Origin of the sequence: Flavobacterium sp. HSC-61S13 (assembly GCF_024171535.1) — a bacterium.
Lineage (GTDB): Bacteria > Bacteroidota > Bacteroidia > Flavobacteriales > Flavobacteriaceae > Flavobacterium.
This window is the reverse complement of sequence record NZ_JALJZV010000006.1, coordinates 35253-56517: the sequence shown is the minus strand read 5'-3', so window position 1 is coordinate 56517 and position 21265 is coordinate 35253. Positions and strand designations below refer to the sequence as shown.

The following is a 21265-nucleotide window of genomic DNA, read 5'->3' as shown; positions in this document are numbered from 1 at the left end:
GAATGGAATATTTAGATTTTGAACTGCCAATAAAAGAACTCGAAGAGCAATTGGATAAATGTAATTTAATTGGTGAAGAGTCTGACGTTGACGTATCAACTACTTGTAAGCAGATTGAGAAAAAACTGGAAGAAACCAAAAAGAATATCTATAAAAACTTAACGGCTTGGCAAAGAGTACAATTGTCAAGACACCCGAGTCGCCCTTATACACTGGATTATATCCGTGCCTTATGTGGTCCGACTTTTTTAGAGCTTTTCGGAGACAGAAATGTTAAAGATGATAAAGCGATGATTGGTGGTTTAGGTAAAATAGGTGATCAATCTTATATGTTTATCGGTCAACAAAAAGGTTTTAATACCAAAACCCGTCAGTTCCGTAATTTCGGAATGGCTAATCCAGAAGGATATCGTAAAGCTTTGCGTTTAATGCGTATGGCGGAGAAATTTGGAATTCCCGTAGTGACTCTTATCGATACACCTGGTGCATACCCAGGTTTGGAAGCAGAAGAACGCGGACAAGGTGAGGCTATCGCTAGAAATATATTTGAAATGTTTAGACTTCAAGTGCCGATCATCACAATTATTGTCGGTGAAGGTGCTTCAGGTGGAGCTTTGGGAATAGGTGTTGGAGACCGTGTATTTATGTTGGAAAACACTTGGTATTCGGTGATTTCACCAGAATCGTGTTCGTCGATTCTTTGGAGAAGTTGGGAGTTTAAAGAACAAGCTGCGGAAGCTTTGAAATTAACTTCTTTCGATATGAAGAAAAATAAAATGATCGATGATATTATTCCGGAACCTTTAGGCGGAGCGCATTACGATCGAGAAAAAACTTTCGAAACCGTTCAGAAATATATTGTAGAAACTTATGATGAGCTAAAAAAGTTATCAACAGAGAAATTAATTAATCAACGTATGGATAAATACGCTAATATGGGCGAGTTTAAAGAGTAATTGATTAAAACTCATATTTTAAATCCGAAGCTTGCTTCGGATTTTTTTGTTATGAACAATTGCACTAGAGTTTTTAACGGCCATTTGTGCATAAATTCAAATGAATTAATAATGAAAAAAGCCTTACTTTCGTAATATGGAACAAGTCAAAAATTTTACACAGTCTAAACCTGTCAATAAAAATGTTATTTCCTTGGAAAAGGGAAAAATACCTCCCCAAGCCGTCGAGTTAGAAGAAGCGGTTTTAGGAGCCATGATGATTGATAAAAAGGGTATCGATGAAGTAATTGACATTCTTCAGCCGGAAGCTTTTTATAAAGAAGCGCATCGTTATATTTTTGAAGCGATCGATCAATTGTTTGTCGGTAATCAGCCGATCGATTTATTGACCGTGTCGACCCAATTAAGAAAAAATGCTCGACTCGAATTAGTCGGAGGCGATTATTATTTAATTGGATTGACTCAGAAAATTACCTCTTCCGCGCATATTGAATTTCACTCCCGTATTATTTTACAGAAGTTTATTCAACGCAGTTTGATTAAGATTTCCAATGAAATCATTGAGGATTCCTACGATGAAACTACCGATGTTTTTGATCTTTTAGACAAGGCAGAATCGCGTTTGTATGAGGTGACTCAAGGGAATATCAAGAAGAGTTCTGAAACCGCACAATCTTTAGTAGCTCAGGCTAAGAAAAGGATTGAAGAGATTGGAAATAAAGAGGGACTCAGTGGTATTGCCACCGGTTTTCACAAGTTGGATGAACTGACCTCAGGATGGCAACCGAGTGATTTGATTATTATCGCTGCACGTCCGGGTATGGGTAAAACCGCCTTCGTATTATCGATGGCTCGAAATATCGCTATCCAGTCCAATCACGCTGTTGCTTTGTTCTCACTAGAGATGTCTTCAGTACAGTTGATTACGCGTTTGATATCGTCGGAGACCGGATTGTCTTCAGAGAAATTAAGAACCGGAAAGCTTGAAAAACACGAATGGGAGCAATTAAACGTCAAAGTAAAAGATTTAGAACGTGCACCTTTATTTATCGATGATTCACCGTCGTTATCCATTTTTGATTTACGTGCCAAAGCACGGCGTCTAACCTCCCAATACGGAATCAAATTGATTGTTATTGACTATTTGCAGTTGATGACTGCTGGAGGAAACGGAAAAGGTGGTGGAAACCGGGAACAGGAGATCTCAACGATCTCACGTAACTTAAAAGCCTTGGCAAAAGAGTTGAGTGTACCGGTGATTGCACTTTCACAGTTATCGCGTGCGGTGGAAACCCGTGGAACCTCTAAAAGACCGTTACTATCGGATTTAAGGGAGTCTGGAGCGATTGAGCAGGATGCGGATATCGTATCGTTTATCTATCGACCAGAGTACTATAAAATCGAAGAATGGGATGATGAAGAACGCAGTCCTACAGACGGGCAAGCGGAATTTATCATCGCCAAACACAGAAATGGTGGATTGGAAAATATCCGATTAAAATTTATCGGAAAGTTGGGTAAGTTTGACAACTTGGAAGATAACTTTATGTCGTTTGACGAATTACCATCGAGAATGAATGCAGAAGACAGCAACAGTTTTACTCAAGGATTACCTTCGAGTCAAGACGTTTTTGGTTCTGCACCAGATGACGATGATGTGCCGTTTTAATCGTAAGTCGTGATTCGTAAGTCGTGATTCGCGTATGATATTATAAATAAGAGGCTATCTTTTAAGGTAGCCTCTGCTGGTTTTATGAAGTGTTTTTTTATTTAATGAACAGCTGCATTTTGCCTTATTTAGAACAGTTGGCATTATAATCTGTAAAGATTTCTACGGCCATATTTTGAATTTTAGCACTGTCTAATTCAGCTTCATCTTTGATGAGACTACCTAATTTACTGCGTTTTTTTTCTTCTTTTTCTACACGGTAACTAGCATATTCATTTTGTAACATTTTTGCTCGTACATGCTCACAATCCTCGGTCAGTTTTTTAAAGTTTTTACTGCTTAGTGGCTCTACTTTTCCACTGTTTTTAGCAACTAAAATACTGGGATTCATTTTAATGTTTCTAATGTCCTTTTCCATTTGCTGTATTTCATCGGAATTGGCAGCAATTGAAGTGGGTATTCCGTATAGTTTGTAGACAGTGATGGGGCCATTTACAATAGTTTCAGCCATAGAAGTAGAGGCTGTCAGGTTGTTTAAAACTTTTATTTTTCCACCGATACCGCCGCTTTCTCGACCTTTATTAGCTTCCCGAAAATTGGTGTATTTGATAAGTTCAAATTGGCGAAGTACATCATTATCATATGCGGCATAAGCCTGTAAGTCATTAACATCGAGTACTTGCAGTTTTTGGCGTTTTTTGTTCGGATCGATAGCAGACCTAGCAATGAATCTTACTTTCTGTTGATTGATCCAAGGCGTGTCGAAACTCCCCATCAACTTAACAATACCTTCGGTCTTGTGGCCTTGTTTATCGATGATCCAGCCTTCTTTTTCTTGGTGTCTGAGTTCGTATTCATTTTCGTTTTCCTGAGCTAAAGTAGCGATGGGTAGCATCGTTAAAGCTATGAGTAGGGTAAGGATTTCTTTCATTGGTGATGATATTTAGTTGTGTAAAAGTTTTCTTATTTGCTTGAGAAAATGCTGTTTGTACGGTCATTAGGAAGGGACAATCACTGTGGTTTGCATGATCGATGTTCGAGCTAAAAGCGATTTTTACTTAATCAATTGGGCTTCTTTTAGCTTATCCAGTAAAACGGTTTCTATTTTTTTGGATAATTTATTTTTAATAAACAGTTTGTTTGCAACGGAAAACCAAAAATTAGTTACTAAACGGTTTGTTAAGAGTTCAAGGCGTTTTCGAATGTTTTTTTGGTGTTTTTTATAAAAATAAGCTTCAGTAATACTTGGGTATTCTGGAAAATCCAAATGCGCATCGGAACCGAAATTGGCGTGGTCTGCTTCGTTGGTACTCGCTTTTAATACTCTCAAGTCTGGGATTATCGGAAAATGCTTACATTTTTTATCAACGAGATTCTCAAGGCATATTTCAAAGCGATTAAGGGCTTTTGCGGTCGGTAGGTTGTTTAATTTTTCTATTAGGGTTTCTTCGGGCAGGGTAAAGTGATATCTCAAAAATGTTTGGCAATTAAGCCGACCTAATTCAAAGTCGTGTTTTCTAAAAGACTTGTCGATAAAACCGGCAAAACCGCTTAGTGGAGCTGTGGCTAAATCGTTTTCTGCACGGGTCAACACTCCGTCTACTCGGTGCTTGCGTACCGGTTCGATTAAAAACTTGCTGTTGTTTTTTGTGTTTATGGCATCCAAGATACCCGAGCGGTTAAACATCACCTCATTGCGAAGCGATTTAAACATCCGCTTAACGACAGAGATGACATCTGTTGAAGCAACTTCTTTTGAACTGTTGTGATCCTTATTTGGAAAGGGGTCTACCATAATGATAGCGTATTGCTCTTTGACGAATTGGATGGGAGATTTCTCCCTAAAAATTTTTAAAGCCAAAGCAAAGGGTTCGTTATTGATTAATCCGCCGTCGATGGCGTGGTATTGATAATCTGAATCAGAAGGTAGTATGGGCTGAATACCAGTAGTGGTCCCAAAAATATATTTGGGATAACGCGCAATGTATTTTTGAGGTATTGAGACATCTCGCGGTTTTAAAGCAATGGGAAAAGAAGCAGTGCTCAAAGTGGCTTCCCGGAGGTGATTAAGGTGGTCGGGTTGATTCAAATCAAGCACATAGTACAGCTCTTCGCCATTTGGAATCCCTTTTTTAAATTGTTTATTCGCTAGTTTATAACGGAAAAAAGCCGCATGACTAGTAATTACAGAGCCGCTTTGGTCGTTGCCGTTAAAATTGATTTTAAAATTAATACCGTCCAAATTGGTGGTGGTCAATACCAAATCCAGACTGTGGGAAACGTAGGCGGGATAGTTCTTTAAGTTTTCTATACGAATGGCTCGATCGGCTATCAAATCTATGGGGGCTGTATTGAGTAGGGCTTGTGGTTTATCCCCTTTGACGAGCTCTTTTAGATCGCTGGTATCGAGCAACTTTTCAAAAGTGGTTGCGCGTTCATCGTCGCCCATTTCGACCCAGCTCTGGTAAAAGCGGTTGTTCTTACCTGATGGGTTGTCTTGGTTGACGGGTTGATATTCGGCATCGATAAGGTTTAATAAAGCGAGCGATGCAGTGATTCCACCAGCCGATGCACCGCTGATTACATCGAGTTCCACATCGTGCATCGGTACGGAAAAATCGTATTCAGGGTGCTTTTTTCCTAGCATTCTGTTTTTATTTTTAGCTTGTTCCCAAAGCTCTAGAGTTTCTAAGAGGTAATCCATTACTCCGGCTGTATAGGCTCCTGCGGATACAGCTCCAGCCAATGTCAGGCATATTTTAAATTTTTTGTTGTTTGTCATAGTATACGTATAAGTGAAATAATATTTTATAGAATCATGTAAATGTAATTTAGACGGTTTGTATAAAAATAATAGGAGCTAAAGCGATGTCATTCGCTTCTTTATCGGTGAATCAGTCAAATTTTAATTCGTTGTTCGTTCAAAAGTAGCACCCACTGATTGTCCTTTGCAACTACGTAAAACGCGTATTATACAAACGAGTTCTTCAATATGAGGATGTGTTTTATAGGTGAAAGAGCTTTATCAGCAGTCAACCGTAGTCTTATTAAGGCTTAATTCGGGTAAGGACTGTTTTTTAGTCTGATCAATTTGATATTCGTAATCCTTAAGATTAGTAACCGTCAAAGCCGATGCTGTGTTTTATTTTTTAAGCAACATCGTTTAAAAAAAAGTTTGCACATTCACCAGTTGGTGAAAGGAAAAGGAGGAGTTTTTTTGAGGTATTTGTAATACTCTGAATTTTTAAATATAATTAAAAAGCTAAATTTAATACGGACGATAGTGTTAAAGTTTGATTTTTATCTTTTTAATTAGCTTTTTTTGTTGATGTATGTTTGGGGTAAAATGTTTTTTTTTGATTAAAATGTTGTAAACTGTGTTTATTTTGTTTTAAAAGATTAAAAAACATATAATTAAATTTTTAATTCCCTGAATAGAAGTTGATTGAGTTAAAATTTTTATATGAGGTGGTGAATGGGGCTTTACGGATGGTTTTAGACTGTAGTGCTGTGAGTGCTCTGTTTGCGGAGAAACTGACGAGGATGGACTGATGTAGATTAATTGCTTAAGCCGGTTTCTATCCGCTGTAAGGAATGTTGGTCGTGATAGCGCTAAAAAAAAGCCCCTTATCAAATGATAAAGGGCTTCTGCTATATTAATTCGGACTCGTGGTCGTATCGGGTTTAGGGGTTGTTACCGGTTTTGGTCTTGCAACGGGCTTTTTAGGTGCTGCGGTTGCTGTTGTTTCTGTGGTGGGGACCACTTCAACAGGTGGAGCGACTAAACGGCTCATTTCATTCCAATTGATGTGTTCGACAAAACGGTCGATATATTCCTTTCTGTTGTTGTTATGAGTGGGGTAGTAGGCGTGTTCCCACAGGTCAATAGCCAAAATGGGTATACCAGGCACCTTATACATCGGCATTAGAGGATTGTCTTCGTTGGGTGTACTGATCAGTATCAGTTTATCTGTACTAAACATCAGCCAAACCCAACCGGATCCGATTTGCTGATTGGCCAATTGTTTGAATTTTTCTTTAAAACCGTCTAAGGATCCAAAATCACGGTTGATCATCGCGACTAAATCTGGGCTCGGTTTGCTGTCGGTTTCTTTACAGATGCTTTTCCAATAGAGGTTGTGGTTGTAATAACCGCCGCTATAACTCTTTAATAAAGGGTGTTCGACATCTGTACTGCCTAGAACAATTTCTATAGATCTTTTCTCTAAAGGAGTTCCGATCAGGGTTCTATTCAAATTGTTTGCATAAGCCAAATGATGTTTGGCATAATGTAAATAGATGTTCTCAGGTTCCAAAAAATCCTTAAAATCTTCGTACTGATATTTAAGTCCTTCCATTTGAAAAGGACCGCTATTGGTTTTGATCGTTTTTGGATTGGGGAAAGCCGATTTTTTTTCTTTTTTAAAAATGATGGCATCGGGAATCTGTACTTCCTGCAATTCTTTTTTCTCCTGACATGAAGATGACAAGACCATTAAGGAGGTTAATACGAAAAAGGGAATTGCATGTAGCTTCATTTGTTAAAAATTGAATTGGCAAGATCGATATAGGCTTGCTTGGCTTCTTCCTTCGATAAGTGACTTATTTGAGACCAAGCATTAAACTTAAAAGCGTTGATTAAATCATTTTGTAAAGATGGAAAGCGTTTGTGAATCTCTCCTTCTGTCGCTTGTTTGTAGTAGGCATAAATACTCAACATGGTATCGGGGGGCAGATGTGAAGCCTGTTCCGAAATCTTTTGATAAGCCAGTTGAAATTCAGTATCTAAACTATCCATACTACGGTTTTATTTATTTTACAGCAATCACTGTTTTTGCACCTACTGCTTTTTGATTTAAAACTACATTGATATCGGTTCCTAGTGGTAAATAAAGATCAACACGTGATCCGAATTTGATAAAACCAGCATCATCGCCTTGAATCGCCTGTGATCCTACTTTTGCGTAGTTAACAATACGTTTAGCTAAGGCACCGGCAATTTGACGGTACATGACTTCTCCAAAAATAGGGTTGTCAACTACCACGGTAGTACGTTCGTTTTCCAAGCTAGCTTTTGGGTGCCAAGCAACCAAATATTTACCAGGGTGATATTGACTGTATTTAACGATTCCACTTAATGCATATCGCGTTACGTGAACGTTAATAGGAGACATAAAGATGGAAACCATCAATCGTTTATCTTTAAAGTATTCGGGTTCATAAACTTCTTCTATAACCACCACTTTTCCGTCAACAGGCGCTAAGATACTGTGATCGGTCACGGCAACGGGACGCGATGGGTTTCTGAAAAATTGTAAAACAAGAAGTAGTAAAATTAAAATAACAACTTGTACAGCTGTTCTCAACCACGCTAAAGTGACTAAGTAGTCTGATAAAAAGATTAACGCTACTGAAATAACTAGCGCTACTAAAATTATTTTTGATCCTTCTTTGTGAAACATATTATTTTAAAATTTGAAAAATTAAATATAAAAACGGCGATACAAAGATAATACTATCTAAGCGATCGAGTATTCCTCCATGTCCTGGCATGATAGCACCGCTATCCTTAACTCCGGCTAGTCTTTTAAATTTGGATTCGACCAAATCTCCAATTGTGCCAAAAATGCTGACAAAAATAGCACTACTTATCCATATTATGGCATTAAATCCCGTGAAATATTTAGCCAGTATCAGTGAAGCTATTATAGTGAATATCAGTCCGCCTACTAATCCTTCAATGGTTTTCTTAGGAGAAATGCGTTCAAATAGTTTGGTACGACCCCATTTTTTACCGACGATATAGGCAAAGGTATCGTTAGTCCAGATCATAATAAAGATCCCTATGATCACTTGTGGTTCATAGGCTCCGTGATTATAAGGCAAGCTTAAAATCGCGCAGAAAGGTATAATCACATACCCGAGTAGTAAGAGGTATTTTTCAAAAATACTCTTTTCGGGTTTGCTTTTCTTGGAATACAAATCGATCAAAAGATAAGTCAAAACTCCAATACCGATAAAGTTAAGGTAGAAAAAGAAGGCGCTATCTTTTAAGAGATATACCGCCGCGGTAACTATGATGCCAAGGGCAAAGCTAAAAACGAGGGATAAACGCGTTAATTTAGTGAATTCGTAAATTCCAATAAATAAAAACAGCCCAAATAGGATTTGAAAACTAATTTCTGAATATAAAGTAGCTACCAGTAGTAGGATGATGTAAACGGAACCTGATATCGATCTAACGAAACTTTCAGACATATTATAAATCTTCTAATAAAAGTAAATATAAGTTTTTGGGAGTGCTGCCGTAGTTTAAAAAATGGTCTTCCTTAGTAGGTTCAAAACATTTGAATGTCGTGATATTTGTTGGAAAAACCGTTTGATATTTCTTCTTAATCTCGCGTAATCCATCACTTTTACTTCTAGTGATCTGGCTGGTAGTAGCAATGACTACTATATTGTTGGGCAATTCCAACGGTTTTAAGTGGCTGACTTGTTTGGAAGAAAAAAGGATAGATCCTTCATCAGCGATTAGGCTCTCACACGTAGTTAGAAGAAACAACGGATTTTTAGGTTGGTTGTAATGAATTCGATTGTCCCGCAACATCGGGATTAAATTCGATTCAAAAGTAATGGCTTCCGATTCAAACCAATCGTTTTCCATTAAAATGCTAACAAAAGTATCCTGTACTTCTGTTTCGGTTTCACAATAAAGAAATTTCCCTCCATTACTTTTAAAATTAAAAGTGAACTCTTCATCAATCGGTAATTCTTTTTCTGGAAGATATTGGCTTTCATTCGGACCTGATTGTTCCGATGTATTTGCAAATAAACTCCCTAATATCTTTTTAAAAAAACTCATATAGTCAATTCAACCCAGTTAATACGCTAGAAACATTCAAAGATAAAAAAAATCTTAACTTAAAATGGCTTTAAGTTAAGATTTTTCAAGTGTTAAGAGAAAAAACGCTTAGTTGGTTTCTTCTAGAATTATTTCTTCTTTGTCAAACGGTCTTTTTCCAAAGATGTCTTCTAAATCTTGTTTGAAAATTACTTCTTTTTCACACAGTAAATCAGCTAATTGAATCAATTTTGCTCGGTTCACTTCCAATAGTTCTATCGCACGTTGATACTGTTGTTCAATTAGATTTGAAATTTCCTTATCTATTGTCTTGGCAGTTTCTTCTGAATAGGGTTTAGAGAAGTTGTAATCGTTTTGTCCCGACGAATCGTAATAAGTCACGTTTCCGATTTTTTCGTTCAAACCGTAGATGGTAATCATCGCTTTGGCTTGTTTGGTTACTTTCTCTAAATCGCTTAGTGCTCCAGTTGAAATTTGGTCGAAGATGATGCGTTCTGCAGCACGTCCACCCATAGTAGCACACATTTCATCCAGCATTTGGTTGGTGCGAACAATCGAGCGTTCAGCAGGTAAATACCAAGCCGCTCCTAAACTTTGTCCTCTAGGAACAATAGTTACTTTGATTAGCGGAGAAGCGTGTTCCAACATCCAGCTTACTGTTGCGTGTCCTGCTTCGTGTATGGCAATAGCATATTTCTCTTCTGGTGTGATAATTTTGTTTTTCTTTTCCAATCCACCGATGATGCGATCAACAGCATCTAGGAAATCTTGCATATCAACTTGTTTCTTGTCTTTTCTCGCAGCGGTTAACGCTGCTTCGTTACAAACATTAGCAATATCAGCACCAGAGAAGCCCGGGGTTTGTTTTGCTAAGAAATCGATATCTAAATTATCTACCTTTTTAATTTTTCTCAGGTGAACTTCAAAAATAGCTTGACGTTCTCTAACATCTGGAAGATCTACATAAATCTGTCTGTCAAATCGTCCAGCTCTTAATAAGGCTTTGTCTAAAATTTCAGCACGGTTGGTTGCAGCGATAACAATGACATTGGTATTCGATCCAAAACCATCCATTTCAGTTAATAACTGGTTTAATGTATTTTCTCTCTCGTCGTTTGATCCAGACATATTGCTTTTTCCACGAGCTCTACCTACAGCATCGATCTCATCGATAAAGATGATAGCTGGAGATTTTTCTTTAGCTTGTTTGAATAGATCACGTACACGGGATGCCCCAACACCGACAAACATCTCTACGAAATCAGATCCGGATAGTGAAAAGAAAGGAACCTTAGCTTCGCCGGCAACAGCTTTTGCTAAAAGGGTCTTTCCTGTTCCTGGAGGACCTACTAATAAAGCGCCTTTCGGAATTTTACCTCCGATAGAAGTGTATTTTTCAGGGTTTTTAAGAAATTCAACGATCTCAACGATTTCATCTTTCGCGCCTTCTAATCCAGCAACATCCTTAAAGGTGATTTTTACATCGTTTTTCTCGTCAAATAACTTGGCTTTGGATTTTCCAATTGAGAAAATCTGTCCACCACCACCACCAGCACCGCCGCCAGTCATACGTCTCATCATAAAGAACCAAAATCCTATAATGATGATGATCGGTAAGAAATTAAAGAAAATGTCGCCCCAGTTGCTTTCCGGTTCTGACTTATAATCCTTTAACTTACCCTGACTTGCTGCCTCGCCAATTCTCTTTTGGAACAATTCTGAATTTCCGATGTCCGTAATAAATTGCGGCCCGGTATTCTCTTTTCCCAAAATGGTTTTTTTCTGTAAACTTTCAAATTCCTTACTTTCTAAAGCTTCTTTTGTAAGATACACTTTGGCAGAAGTTTTGTTGAATTCAACCTTTTCCACATAAGTTGAATCTAAATACTGATAGAATTTAGATAAACTCAATTGTTTGGAATCGCTAAAGCTACTTCCGTTAGAAAGGAAATTTATTAAAAGTATAATTACTAAAGCTCCTCCGTACAGAATCCACGGGTTAAATTTAGGTTTGTTTGAATTCGATTTAATATCTTTAGACATGAAATATGTTTAAAAAATTACTATTAAGTATTTGTAAATCAGATTAGATAGAGGTAATCTTGGCATCTCCCCAAAGACTCTCTATTCTATAATAATCTCTGATTTGTTTTTGAAATACGTGTACTACAATATTAACGTAATCCATCAATACCCATTCTCCGTTTTCTTGTCCTTCTACATGCCAAGGTTTGTCATGAAGTTCTCTCGATACAAAGCGTTGTACTGAGTTTGAAATAGCGTTTACTTGAGTGTTTGAATTTCCGTCGCAAATTATAAAATAATCACAGGCGGTATTGTCGAGGGCTCTTAGGTCCAAGATGTCAATGTTTTCTCCTTTTACTTCTTCAATTCCCTTAATGATGCTAGCCAATAGCTCATCATTGTTGATTTTTTTATCTGTCATTTATTTTTTTAAAATTTGTGCAAAGTTATAATTTTTGTAAGTAATTTTGACTTCAAATATAATGAAACACTTGCAACATTCCCATAATTATTTCCAATGAATATTATCAAACTCGATGCCACACCTTCTACAAACATCTATTTGAAGGAATTACTTGCGCAATTGCCGTTGGAAAATTACACGGTGGTCGTTGCTGAAAACCAAACTCAGGGTAGGGGGCAACGCGGTTCGAAATGGGTCGCCGAATCGGGTACTAATCTAACTTTTAGTGTTTTAATAAAAGATTTACTGCTCGGTGCGGAAGATATATTTAACTTAAATATCATGGTTTCGGTAAGTATTTTTAAGGCATTAGAGTCTTTTAAAATTAGTTCATTGGCTATTAAATGGCCTAACGACATTTTGTCAGGAAATAAAAAAATTGGCGGTGTTTTGATCGAAAATATCTTCAAATCCAATGGCGATGTCCTTTCTGTTGTCGGAATCGGACTTAATGTCAATCAGAAAAACTTTGTTGATTTTCCTCAAGCCAGTTCGATGGCACTCGTATCGGGTCGCGATTTCGATAAAGAGGCAGTACTTCGTGTGTTGATTGAGCAATTGATGTTTTACAGCAATAAATTGCGAAATAATGGAAGTGTCGAAATTTGGAACGAATACCACCGCTACTTATTTAAAAAAGATGTTCCGAGTATGTTTGAATTGCCCTCCAAAAAGAAATTCTTAGGAATGATTCATTCCGTGAGTCCTATTGGAGAGCTTCAAGTGATTAAAGAAGATCAAACGATGCATCAATACCAATTAAAAGAGATTAAAATGCTGTATTGATTACTTTTTGGCGTCTTCCTCTGGTATAAATTTCATCGATACCGAATTCATACAATAGCGGTTTCCCGTAGTGTCTTTGGGACCATCTTCAAAAACATGCCCCAGATGACCTTTGCAATTCGCGCAAATAACTTCTGTGCGAACCATGCCGTGAGTAACATCGCGCACGTATTCTACGGAACCCTTAATCGCTTGGTCGAAGGATGGCCAACCACAGTGTCCATCAAATTTATTGTCTGATTCAAAAATCTTGCTGTTGCAAGCGGCACAAACGTAGCTTCCCTTTTCGTAAAAATCGTTATACTTTCCAGAAAAAGGACGCTCGGTACCCTTTTGTCTTAATACGTAATATTCTTCAGGAGTTAGTTTTTCCTTCCATTGCTGATCGGTTGTTTTTTCAGAGTTCATAGGGCTTTTTGGTGTTTGTGTATACAGTTTCTGTTTACAGGATAAACAGAGTATTAAAAGTAAAAATACATAGGATTTCATAATCTAAGAATCGATAAAAGTTTTAATTTTTGAAAGAACTATTTTGTCACCGAGTATTTTTCGATGACCTAATTTTTTGGTGATAAACAGTTCTCCGTTTTTTAGGTGTTTAGCAATCTGATGCGCCGCACTTACAGGAACATCTAGATCGTGTTGATCGTGGATGACCAATACCGGTATGTCGATGTGCTGGGCAGCATCGTGTACGCAAAAACTATCCATAGAACGATCAAAGTGTTTCTCAAAACTATTTTTCATCAAATCGGCTATCTGTGGCTTGAGTTGTAATTGGCCAATAAAGTCCTTTATAATGTCTTGAACCACGTCACCGCTTCCAATGATAACGGCCTTTTTAACCTGTAATCCGTCTTTTATCGCGTTTATGGTAGCCATTCCTCCTAAGGAATGCCCGATGATTAAATCAAAGGGACCGTAGTGCTGCTGCAATACAAACGAGGCTTCGATAAACTCAAGCATATTGCTCTTGTTTTTCGGAGACTTACCGTGTCCGGTCGCGTCAAAACTGACCACATGATACCCTTCTTTTAGCAACATATTGGCAATGGTCACCAATTGTGTTCCGCGACCATTCCAGCCGTGAATCAAAAGCGCTTTTTTCTTTTGTGGCGCCCCATAGCGATAGGCGATAAAGTCTTTTTTGGCTTTAGGAAGTCGTTCTCTAGTTTTTTCGCTGTGTTTTTCCATCTCTAGTTCGCGTTTTGGCGCTTTGAACTTAAAAGGCGTGGTAAATAAATTCATAGCAAACCGCGCTCCCAATTTCAAGGATATAAACTGTAAGGTTTTGCCAATGAGTATGATGGGTTTGGGGATTTCTAAGTTTTGACGGTGTTTAGTTGTAGCATTCGGCGCCATAACGTTTTTTTTATAAAAATAAGCAATATTTCAATGCCTTGATTTTTTGCGGTCTTAAAAAATATATAAGAAAATATTTGAAGTATGTCTGAATTCGGTTTATTTTTGGTAGCAAAATAAAATGGGCAGTATGAAGAAAATAATTTTAACAGCCGGTGTGCTACTTGCGGTGTCTTGTGCGACCAATCCTTTTACGGGAGCGAAAACGATGGCCTTAGTAAACGATAGTTCGTTATTCCCAAGTTCATTTCAACAATACGATACTTTTTTAAAGGGGCATAAGGTAATTAAAGGAACCAAAGACGCTCAGCGCGTGGAGAATGTAGGTAAGAAAATCAGAGCTGCAGCTGAAAAATGGTTGGATGCTCACGGTTATAAAGGTTATTTAGCGCAATATCAGTGGGACTATAATCTAGTTGATGATAAGGAAGCCAATGCTTGGTGTATGCCAGGGGGTAAGATTGTCTTTTATACCGGTATATTGCCGATCTGTCAAGACGATGCGGGGATTGCAACGGTAATGGGACATGAGGTTGCTCATGCTTTAGCCAATCATGGACAGCAACGTATGAGTGCTGCAATGTTACAACAAGCAGGGGCCGAAGTGCTTACTGCTGCTACAACCAATAGCAAAGCTTCGACAAAAGATTTATTGCTTTCTGCCTATGGAGGGGGCTCTAACGTATTGGGAATGCTGCCTTTTAGCAGAAGCCATGAAACTGAAGCAGATAAAATAGGATTAACCTTAATGGCAATAGCGGGCTATAATCCCGATACAGCGGTGGCTTTTTGGTCGCGTATGGCTTCACAATCTTCTGGTGGTGAACCGGCTGAATTTATGAGTACACACCCGAGCAACCAAACGAGAATAGATAATTTGAAAAGATTAATACCTGAAGCCAAAGTAGAGGCTGCTAAATACGGGGTTAAGTTTTAAACTGTATTTGTGTTTTTTATTGAAATTAATCGTTCTCACTCCTCAAATATATGGCAAACTTTGTAAAAGGTAGTAAAAAAGTACTCAACGCTTGGGCGTTTTATGATTGGGCAAATTCGGTGTATGCCTTAGTGATCTCTTCTTCTATATTTCCTTTGTATTACGGAGCTTTGTTTCGATTAAAAGGCGTAGAAGCATATCCGATTTTTGGGCATGAAATCCGCAGCGAATCCATCATCAGTTATGTCACGGCTTTAGGTTTTTTTATCATTGCTATCATGTCGCCTTTCCTATCGGGTATTGCGGATTATTTGGGAAATAAAAAATTTTTCTTAAAACTATTCTGTTATATCGGATCTGTTTCGTGTATGTTGCTGTATTTCTTTTCGTTGGACTATCTGATTTTGAGTCTGGTATTTTATTTATTAGCCTTAATCGGTTTCTGGGGGAGTTTGGTTTTTTATAATTCATACTTACCCGATATTGCACATACAGAACAACAAGATAAAATCAGTGCTAAGGGCTATGGATTGGGATATATCGGTAGTGTAATCTTGTTGTTGATTAATTTGGCGATGTTGATGAACTATGAGGTTTTTGGTTTTGAGTCCGAGATGACCGCCATGCGTTTTTCATTTTTATTGGTCGGAATTTGGTGGATGGGCTTTAGTCAGTATACCTACAAGCACTTACCCGATTTTAAAAACGGGAAGCAATTTACCTCCTCTGTATTTTTCTCGGGATATAAAGAACTGAAAACGGTCTGGAAACAGTTGGGGGAATACGCTACTTTAAAACGTTATCTAAAAGCCTTCTTTGTTTACAGTATGGCGGTGCAAACCGTGATGATTATTGCGGCCTACTTTGGAGAAAAAGAAGTGGCATGGGGCGGTGACCAAGAGCGTACGATGGGCTTAATTGTCAGTATTTTATTAATTCAGATCATTGCGGTTGTCGGAGCTTTTTTAACCTCTAGATTATCGGCTTTGATGGGAAATATCAATACCTTGATACTGGTGAATGTCCTTTGGGTTTTCATCTGTGTCTATGCCTATTTTGTAGTTAGTCCGATGGAATTTTATATAGCGGCCTCTGCTGTGGGGTTGGTAATGGGAGGGATACAGTCCTTGTCGCGTTCTACCTATTCTAAATTACTTCCCGAAACTAAAGACACCACATCCTTTTTTAGCTTTTATGATGTGACCGAAAAAATTGGTATAGTAATCGGAATGTTTTTATACGGTTTGATTTCAGATCTTACCGGTAAAATGCAAAATGCCATTCTTTTTTTGATCGTTTTTTTTATTTTAGGTGTTTTCCTGTTGTTTAGAATACCGAAAGAAGGTAAAATTTAATTCTGTTGATTCATCAGCAGTTGTTTCCCGACCGCGATTCCATATCTGTTAAATAGTTTTTAATTTAAAAAATCAGTAATTTTTAGTGTTGATAAAATAAAAATTATATATTTGGAGCATTATGATAATTTAACCAAATATGAAAAAAACTTATTTATTTCACATTTTATTCCTGGCTATAATAGCTGTGACTGGATTCTCTTCTTGTAGTGAGGAGAACATTGAGTCTACGTTATTAGACCAAGAATTAGTTGGGGAATCAATCGTGCGCTTAAACTATCAAGACAGTTTAGTAATTAGAAAAAATGTTATAGCATCTGTAGATGAAAAAGGGAAATTTTCTTTTGCTATCGAGGGAAAGGATAAGGATGTTTTAAGTTTACAAGCATTACGATTTGAAACGGGAGTTTTTCCTGCGAATATAAATATTGCGGCTTATTATTTTTCTGCCTATGGAATGGTAGGTTTCTCAGTTGATGCGGATCGACCAGAATATAATACGGGTTGGGTACGACTGAATAACATTAATAATGTAGGAAAAGTGGTTGATGGGGAGTTTAAAATCAAAATTTATCCACCAGTGAGTCTTAAAGACTCGTTTCCAGACGCAATTGTTAAGCCCTTTGAAGTTCATGGAGAATTTAAAAATTTAAGATTCACACGACAACTCGCAGATTTTTTTAAAACCAATATTGATGGAAAGGATTGGGTTTACCATAGCCGTACTGTGACTACCGATCCATTAACAGCGATGACGGTAATTAAAACGGTAAATACCATTACAGATGAAACCATGGTGTTTTCATTTAGTAGTAAACTAGCTGCAGGAGCTACTTATACTTTAGACGATTTTAGTGCGGAGTATATTTCTGCTACAGGTACAACCTATCGCACAGACAAAGCGCTACAGGGAAGTGCATTGAAAATCATTACAAACAAGGATAAGAAGGTAAATGCTGAATTTCAATTGAAGATGAAGCAGGCTCTTGGCGATCAAGTTTTGGACTTTACAGAAGGTTCTTTTAACATAGCGTATTAATCACCAATCAATACTTACTTATGACTTTTTAAAAAATCCTGTATTTTACAGGATTTTTTTTATGGCATAATGATTGACTATAACTATAATGTAATTGATTAGTAATAATTATGTAACACTGATTTTCAAAAAGTTAGTAAGAATATACTCTTGGTTCTTTTTGAGAGTGGGTGTCTATTAATGACAAAATGACTTAAAAATAATATGGCAAACCAAAAAATAATAACAATAGACAATTTGTCACTTCACGATATGGATACGGATGCAGAATTTATTCCCCTTTTATCCTCGGAGGACGAAGAGGAAATGAATAATGAGCAACTGCCGTTGGAATTACCTATCCTGCCTTTGCGCAATATGGTTTTGTTTCCCGGCGTAGTTATTCCTATTACTGCGGGTCGAGACAAGTCTATTAAACTACTTGATGATGCGTATAATAATGATAAAACCATTGGTGTTGTATCTCAATTAGACGAAGAAGTTGAAGAACCGGGATTTGACGATATCTATACGGTGGGTACGGTGGCTAAAATTTTGCGCGTATTAAAATTGCCTGATGGTAATATCACGGTTATTCTACAAGGAAAAAAGCGTTTTGAGATCGAGGAACGTTTGACTGAGGAACCGTATTTAAAAGCAAGGGTACGTGAAGTATCTGAAACCAGACCAGAAAAAGAGGATACCGAATTCTTGGCAATTATCGAATCGATCAAAGAATCGGCTATAGAAATCATAAAGGAAAGCCCGAATATTCCTTCTGAAGCTACATTTGCTGTTAGGAATATTGAAAGCAATTCGTTTTTAGTCAATTTCGTATCATCGAATATGAATTTGACTGTTGAAGAAAAACAAAGTCTTTTAAAGATCAATGATCTTAAAGACCGTGCCTTGGAGACCTTAAAGATTATGAATATCGAACTTCAGAAATTGGAGTTGAAAAACAATATTCAGTCTAAAGTTCGCTTTGACTTAGATCAACAACAAAAAGAATATTTCCTTCAGCAACAAATGAAAACCATTCAAGAAGAACTGGGTGGTGTTTCCAATGAAGAGGAATTTGAAGAAATGCGTCTACGAGCGCAGTCTAAAAAGTGGACGAATAAAGTTAAGGAGCATTTTGACAAGGAAATGAATAAATTTCAACGAATGAATCCGCAGGTTGCGGAGTTTTCCATTCAGCGAAATTATATAGAATTTATGCTTGATTTACCTTGGAATGAATATTCTAAGGATGTTTTTGACTTAAAAGGTGCCCAAAAGATTTTGGATAAAGATCACTATGGGATTGAAGAGGTGAAAAAACGAGTCTTAGAGCACATGGCCGTTCTGAAATTACGAAATGATTTAAGATCGCCTATCTTGTGTTTATATGGACCTCCTGGTGTTGGTAAAACTTCAATAGGTAAATCTGTTGCACAGGCTTTGGGTAGAGAATATGTAAGGATTTCCTTAGGTGGATTGCGTGATGAGGCTGAAATTCGTGGACATAGAAAAACCTATATTGGTGCTATGCCGGGTAGAATCATGCAAAGCATTAAAAAGGCTAAGACATCGAATCCGGTCTTCTTATTGGATGAGATCGATAAATTATCGACCAGTTATAACGGTGATCCCTCTTCAGCGCTATTGGAAGTATTGGATCCGGAGCAAAACTCAGAGTTCTATGACAACTTTTTGGAGATGGGATATGACCTTTCGAAAGTGATGTTTATTGCGACTTCAAATAGTTTAAGTACGATTCAACCCGCACTTTTAGACCGTATGGAGATTATTGAAATGAACGGATATACCATTGAAGAGAAAGTGGAGATCGCCAAACAACATTTATTGCCAAAACAACTTAAGGAACACGGATTGACAACCAAAAATCTAAGCCTGGGTAAAAAGCAATTGGAATTTGTGGTTTCTAAATATACCAGAGAATCTGGTGTACGTGGTTTGGACAAAAAACTCGCAGATTTGTGTAGAGGTGTTGCCAAAGCGCTGGTTATGGAGGAGGAGTACAAAGTTAAAATGAATGAGGAAGATATCATTAAGATTTTAGGAACACCGCGTTTTGATTCTGACATGTATGAGAACAACGATACTGCTGGAGTAGTTACCGGTTTGGCTTGGACTCGTGTTGGTGGAGATATACTGTATATTGAATCCATTATTTCCAAGGGGAAAGGAAACTTAACCATGACTGGAAACTTGGGTACGGTAATGAAAGAATCTGCAACCATTGCGTTAGAATATATTCGTGCCAACGCAGAAATGTTGGGAATTGATCCTAAAGTATTGGAAACCTATAAAATTCACGTCCATGTACCGGAGGGGGCTACGCCGAAAGATGGCCCTAGCGCTGGAATTACGATGTTGACTTCGATGGTTTCGTCTTTTACTCAGAAGCGAGTAAAGAAAAACTTAGCGATGACAGGCGAAATTACCTTGCGTGGTAAGGTTTTACCGGTAGGTGGGATTAAAGAGAAAATTCTAGCTGCTAAACGAGCAAACATCAAAGAGATCATTCTTTGTAAAGATAATAAAAGAGATATCGATGAAATTAAGGCGGAATATTTAACGGGATTAACTTTTCATTTTGTTGACCGTATGAGTGAAGTTCTTGACATTGCAATCATGGATCAAAAAGTTAAAAATGCAAAGACTTTAATTGACGTCAATTAAATTAAAGTACTGTAAAAGAGAAGCGCAAAGATTATATCTTTGCGCTTCTCTTTTTTTAGAAGCTTTGATAAAAAAATAATATCTTAGCGTTTTGATTATCCATCTATACATCCCCTTTAAAAGATGAAAAAGCTTATTTTTCCATTTCTTTTTATTGCGTTTTCACCCCAGGTTTTTGGACAAGTGGGCGGGGAGTATACTTATCAATTTTTAAACATGACGCCCTCACCGAGGCAAGCCGCTTTAGGTGGTAAGGTGATTACGAACTGGGATGCTGATGTCAATCAGCCTTTTTTTAACCCTGCTTCTATCAATGCGGCGATGGATAATCAGTTATCGCTTAATTTTGGAAAATATTTCGGAGAAGTTACTTACGGTACTGCCGCGTATGCCAAAACCTTTGACAACCAAAAAAACGTTCATATTGGTGTTAATTATGTCAATTATGGCGATTTAGACGGTTATGATGAAAACGGTGTAGCAACTGGAAGTTTCAGTGGAAGTGAAGTGGCATTGTCGGTGGGCTATTCCTATCAAATAGTGTCCTCAGATTGGCACGTTGGGGCTAATGTAAAGATGATTTCGTCTAACTTAGAATCCTACAATTCGTTTGGAGCTGCTTTGGATTTGGGGGTGCTTTATGTTAATCCAGATAACCGATTAAACTTTGCCTTTACCGTTAGAAATCTTGGAGCACAGCTATCAACCTATGCCGATGAACGTGAGAAATTGCCTTTAGACGTGATGATTGGTGTCTCTAAGGAGTTGGAAAATGTGCCGATTCGTTGGCATATCACCTTAGATAATTTGCATAAATGGGATCTATCGTATTCCAATCCATCGCGGTCACAGACCTCGATCGAGGGCGAGGTAACCGAAGAGAAAGTCAGTTTTTTTAATAATGCTTTACGACACCTTATTATTGGCGCGGAACTTTTTCCAGGTAAAAACTTTAATTTGAGATTGGGGTATAACTTTAGGAAAGGAGAGGAGCTCCGAGTAGTTGATCAACGTCACTTTTCGGGAATCTCGGCGGGTTTTGGGTTCCGATTTAATCGATTTCGTTTAGACTATTCTTATTCAAGGCATACTATCGCAGCCAACACCAGTCTATTTGGACTTGCTGTAGATTTACAATAATTAA

The 21265-nt window shown here is 37.6% G+C and carries 19 protein-coding genes; 8 read left to right on the top strand and 11 right to left on the bottom strand.

Translation table 11 applies throughout. The features are described 5' to 3' along the window. Nucleotides 1–2 precede the first annotated feature (2 nt). Together L1275_RS07470 and dnaB are read left to right on the top strand one after the other, a co-directional pair. The gene (locus L1275_RS07470) at nucleotides 3–956 is read left to right on the top strand and encodes an acetyl-CoA carboxylase carboxyltransferase subunit alpha (RefSeq protein WP_253471407.1); all 954 of its coding nucleotides are present in this window, start codon (nucleotides 3–5) and stop codon (nucleotides 954–956) included. Nucleotides 957–1092: 136 nt separating this feature from the next. Further along, entirely contained in the window at nucleotides 1093–2625 is a 1533-nt protein-coding gene (dnaB, locus tag L1275_RS07465) for a replicative DNA helicase (RefSeq protein WP_253471405.1), read from the top strand. Between the two features lie 124 nt (nucleotides 2626–2749). On the opposite strand, the gene L1275_RS07460 is transcribed toward dnaB, so the two are convergent. From L1275_RS07460 to rsfS, 9 genes are all read right to left on the bottom strand, one after another. After that, a complete protein-coding gene (locus L1275_RS07460; RefSeq protein WP_253471403.1) occupies nucleotides 2750–3556 on the bottom strand; it encodes a hypothetical protein in 807 nt (268 codons plus the stop codon). 123 nt (nucleotides 3557–3679) lie between these two features. Then, nucleotides 3680–5407, bottom strand: a complete 1728-nt coding sequence (locus tag L1275_RS07455) for a patatin-like phospholipase family protein (protein ID WP_253471401.1) — start codon at nucleotides 5405–5407, stop codon at nucleotides 3680–3682. 874 nt (nucleotides 5408–6281) lie between these two features. After that, nucleotides 6282–7163: a superoxide dismutase gene (locus L1275_RS07450; protein ID WP_253471399.1), complete on the bottom strand. Its 882-nt coding sequence runs from the start codon at nucleotides 7161–7163 to the stop codon at nucleotides 6282–6284. Then, nucleotides 7160–7423, bottom strand: a complete 264-nt coding sequence (locus L1275_RS07445) for an acyl-CoA-binding protein (protein WP_253471397.1) — start codon at nucleotides 7421–7423, stop codon at nucleotides 7160–7162. Before L1275_RS07445 ends, L1275_RS07450 begins: the two co-directional genes overlap by 4 nt. A 13-nt stretch (nucleotides 7424–7436) precedes the next feature. Then, on the bottom strand, nucleotides 7437–8087 hold the full coding sequence (locus tag L1275_RS07440) for a phosphatidylserine decarboxylase family protein (protein ID WP_253471394.1): 651 nt from the start codon (nucleotides 8085–8087) through the stop codon (nucleotides 7437–7439). A gap of 1 nt (nucleotide 8088) precedes the next feature. Continuing rightward, the gene (locus L1275_RS07435; protein WP_253471392.1) at nucleotides 8089–8883 is read right to left on the bottom strand and encodes a phosphatidate cytidylyltransferase; all 795 of its coding nucleotides are present in this window, start codon (nucleotides 8881–8883) and stop codon (nucleotides 8089–8091) included. 1 nt (nucleotide 8884) lies between these two features. After that, nucleotides 8885–9487 (bottom strand): lactate utilization protein B/C, encoded by a 603-nt coding sequence (locus L1275_RS07430; protein ID WP_253471390.1) that lies wholly within the window; start codon nucleotides 9485–9487, stop codon nucleotides 8885–8887. Between the two features lie 108 nt (nucleotides 9488–9595). Then, nucleotides 9596–11530 carry an ATP-dependent zinc metalloprotease FtsH gene (ftsH, locus tag L1275_RS07425; RefSeq protein WP_253471388.1) on the bottom strand — a complete coding sequence of 645 codons (1935 nt, stop codon included), beginning with the start codon at nucleotides 11528–11530 and terminating at the stop codon, nucleotides 9596–9598. A gap of 43 nt (nucleotides 11531–11573) precedes the next feature. Next, complete coding sequence (gene rsfS / locus L1275_RS07420; RefSeq protein ID WP_253471386.1) at nucleotides 11574–11933, bottom strand: ribosome silencing factor; 360 nt, start codon at nucleotides 11931–11933, stop codon at nucleotides 11574–11576. Nucleotides 11934–12029: 96 nt separating this feature from the next. Here rsfS and L1275_RS07415 point away from each other — a divergent pair, with 96 nt between their 5' ends. Continuing rightward, nucleotides 12030–12761, top strand: a complete 732-nt coding sequence (locus L1275_RS07415; RefSeq protein WP_253471384.1) for a biotin--[acetyl-CoA-carboxylase] ligase — start codon at nucleotides 12030–12032, stop codon at nucleotides 12759–12761. Here the strand turns inward: L1275_RS07415 and msrB are convergent, their stop codons facing one another. Next, nucleotides 12762–13250 carry a peptide-methionine (R)-S-oxide reductase MsrB gene (gene msrB, locus L1275_RS07410; RefSeq protein WP_253471382.1) on the bottom strand — a complete coding sequence of 163 codons (489 nt, stop codon included), beginning with the start codon at nucleotides 13248–13250 and terminating at the stop codon, nucleotides 12762–12764. 3 nt (nucleotides 13251–13253) lie between these two features. Then, nucleotides 13254–14123 carry an alpha/beta fold hydrolase gene (locus tag L1275_RS07405; protein WP_253471380.1) on the bottom strand — a complete coding sequence of 290 codons (870 nt, stop codon included), beginning with the start codon at nucleotides 14121–14123 and terminating at the stop codon, nucleotides 13254–13256. 130 nt (nucleotides 14124–14253) lie between these two features. Between L1275_RS07405 and L1275_RS07400 the strand changes: the two genes are divergently transcribed. The 5 genes from L1275_RS07400 to porQ all read left to right on the top strand — a co-directional run bounded on the left by L1275_RS07400 (nucleotide 14254) and on the right by porQ (nucleotide 21261). After that, complete coding sequence (locus L1275_RS07400) at nucleotides 14254–15060, top strand: M48 family metallopeptidase (protein ID WP_253471378.1); 807 nt, start codon at nucleotides 14254–14256, stop codon at nucleotides 15058–15060. Between the two features lie 50 nt (nucleotides 15061–15110). After that, nucleotides 15111–16415 (top strand): MFS transporter, encoded by a 1305-nt coding sequence (locus L1275_RS07395; RefSeq protein ID WP_253471376.1) that lies wholly within the window; start codon nucleotides 15111–15113, stop codon nucleotides 16413–16415. Between the two features lie 139 nt (nucleotides 16416–16554). Further along, nucleotides 16555–17454, top strand: a complete 900-nt coding sequence (locus L1275_RS07390; protein ID WP_253471374.1) for a hypothetical protein — start codon at nucleotides 16555–16557, stop codon at nucleotides 17452–17454. Nucleotides 17455–17658: 204 nt separating this feature from the next. After that, the gene (gene lon, locus L1275_RS07385) at nucleotides 17659–20121 is read left to right on the top strand and encodes an endopeptidase La (RefSeq protein WP_253471372.1); all 2463 of its coding nucleotides are present in this window, start codon (nucleotides 17659–17661) and stop codon (nucleotides 20119–20121) included. A 123-nt stretch (nucleotides 20122–20244) separates the two neighbouring features. Beyond that, nucleotides 20245–21261, top strand: a complete 1017-nt coding sequence (gene porQ / locus L1275_RS07380; protein WP_253471370.1) for a type IX secretion system protein PorQ — start codon at nucleotides 20245–20247, stop codon at nucleotides 21259–21261. Nucleotides 21262–21265 lie beyond the last annotated feature (4 nt).

Bases quoted from the DNA above. Each gene is read 5' to 3' on its own strand.
- L1275_RS07470 (WP_253471407.1), top strand. From the start codon at position 3: ATGGAATATTTAGATTTTGAACTGCCAATAAAAGAACTCGAAGAGCAA.
- dnaB (WP_253471405.1), top strand. From the start codon at position 1,093: ATGGAACAAGTCAAAAATTTTACACAGTCTAAACCTGTCAATAAAAAT.
- L1275_RS07460 (WP_253471403.1), bottom strand. From the start codon at position 3,556: ATGAAAGAAATCCTTACCCTACTCATAGCTTTAACGATGCTACCCATC.
- L1275_RS07455 (WP_253471401.1), bottom strand. From the start codon at position 5,407: ATGACAAACAACAAAAAATTTAAAATATGCCTGACATTGGCTGGAGCT.
- L1275_RS07450 (WP_253471399.1), bottom strand. From the start codon at position 7,163: ATGAAGCTACATGCAATTCCCTTTTTCGTATTAACCTCCTTAATGGTC.
- L1275_RS07445 (WP_253471397.1), bottom strand. From the start codon at position 7,423: ATGGATAGTTTAGATACTGAATTTCAACTGGCTTATCAAAAGATTTCG.
- L1275_RS07440 (WP_253471394.1), bottom strand. From the start codon at position 8,087: ATGTTTCACAAAGAAGGATCAAAAATAATTTTAGTAGCGCTAGTTATT.
- L1275_RS07435 (WP_253471392.1), bottom strand. From the start codon at position 8,883: ATGTCTGAAAGTTTCGTTAGATCGATATCAGGTTCCGTTTACATCATC.
- L1275_RS07430 (WP_253471390.1), bottom strand. From the start codon at position 9,487: ATGAGTTTTTTTAAAAAGATATTAGGGAGTTTATTTGCAAATACATCG.
- ftsH (WP_253471388.1), bottom strand. From the start codon at position 11,530: ATGTCTAAAGATATTAAATCGAATTCAAACAAACCTAAATTTAACCCG.
- rsfS (WP_253471386.1), bottom strand. From the start codon at position 11,933: ATGACAGATAAAAAAATCAACAATGATGAGCTATTGGCTAGCATCATT.
- L1275_RS07415 (WP_253471384.1), top strand. From the start codon at position 12,030: ATGAATATTATCAAACTCGATGCCACACCTTCTACAAACATCTATTTG.
- msrB (WP_253471382.1), bottom strand. From the start codon at position 13,250: ATGAAATCCTATGTATTTTTACTTTTAATACTCTGTTTATCCTGTAAA.
- L1275_RS07405 (WP_253471380.1), bottom strand. From the start codon at position 14,123: ATGGCGCCGAATGCTACAACTAAACACCGTCAAAACTTAGAAATCCCC.
- L1275_RS07400 (WP_253471378.1), top strand. From the start codon at position 14,254: ATGAAGAAAATAATTTTAACAGCCGGTGTGCTACTTGCGGTGTCTTGT.
- L1275_RS07395 (WP_253471376.1), top strand. From the start codon at position 15,111: ATGGCAAACTTTGTAAAAGGTAGTAAAAAAGTACTCAACGCTTGGGCG.
- L1275_RS07390 (WP_253471374.1), top strand. From the start codon at position 16,555: ATGAAAAAAACTTATTTATTTCACATTTTATTCCTGGCTATAATAGCT.
- lon (WP_253471372.1), top strand. From the start codon at position 17,659: ATGGCAAACCAAAAAATAATAACAATAGACAATTTGTCACTTCACGAT.
- porQ (WP_253471370.1), top strand. From the start codon at position 20,245: ATGAAAAAGCTTATTTTTCCATTTCTTTTTATTGCGTTTTCACCCCAG.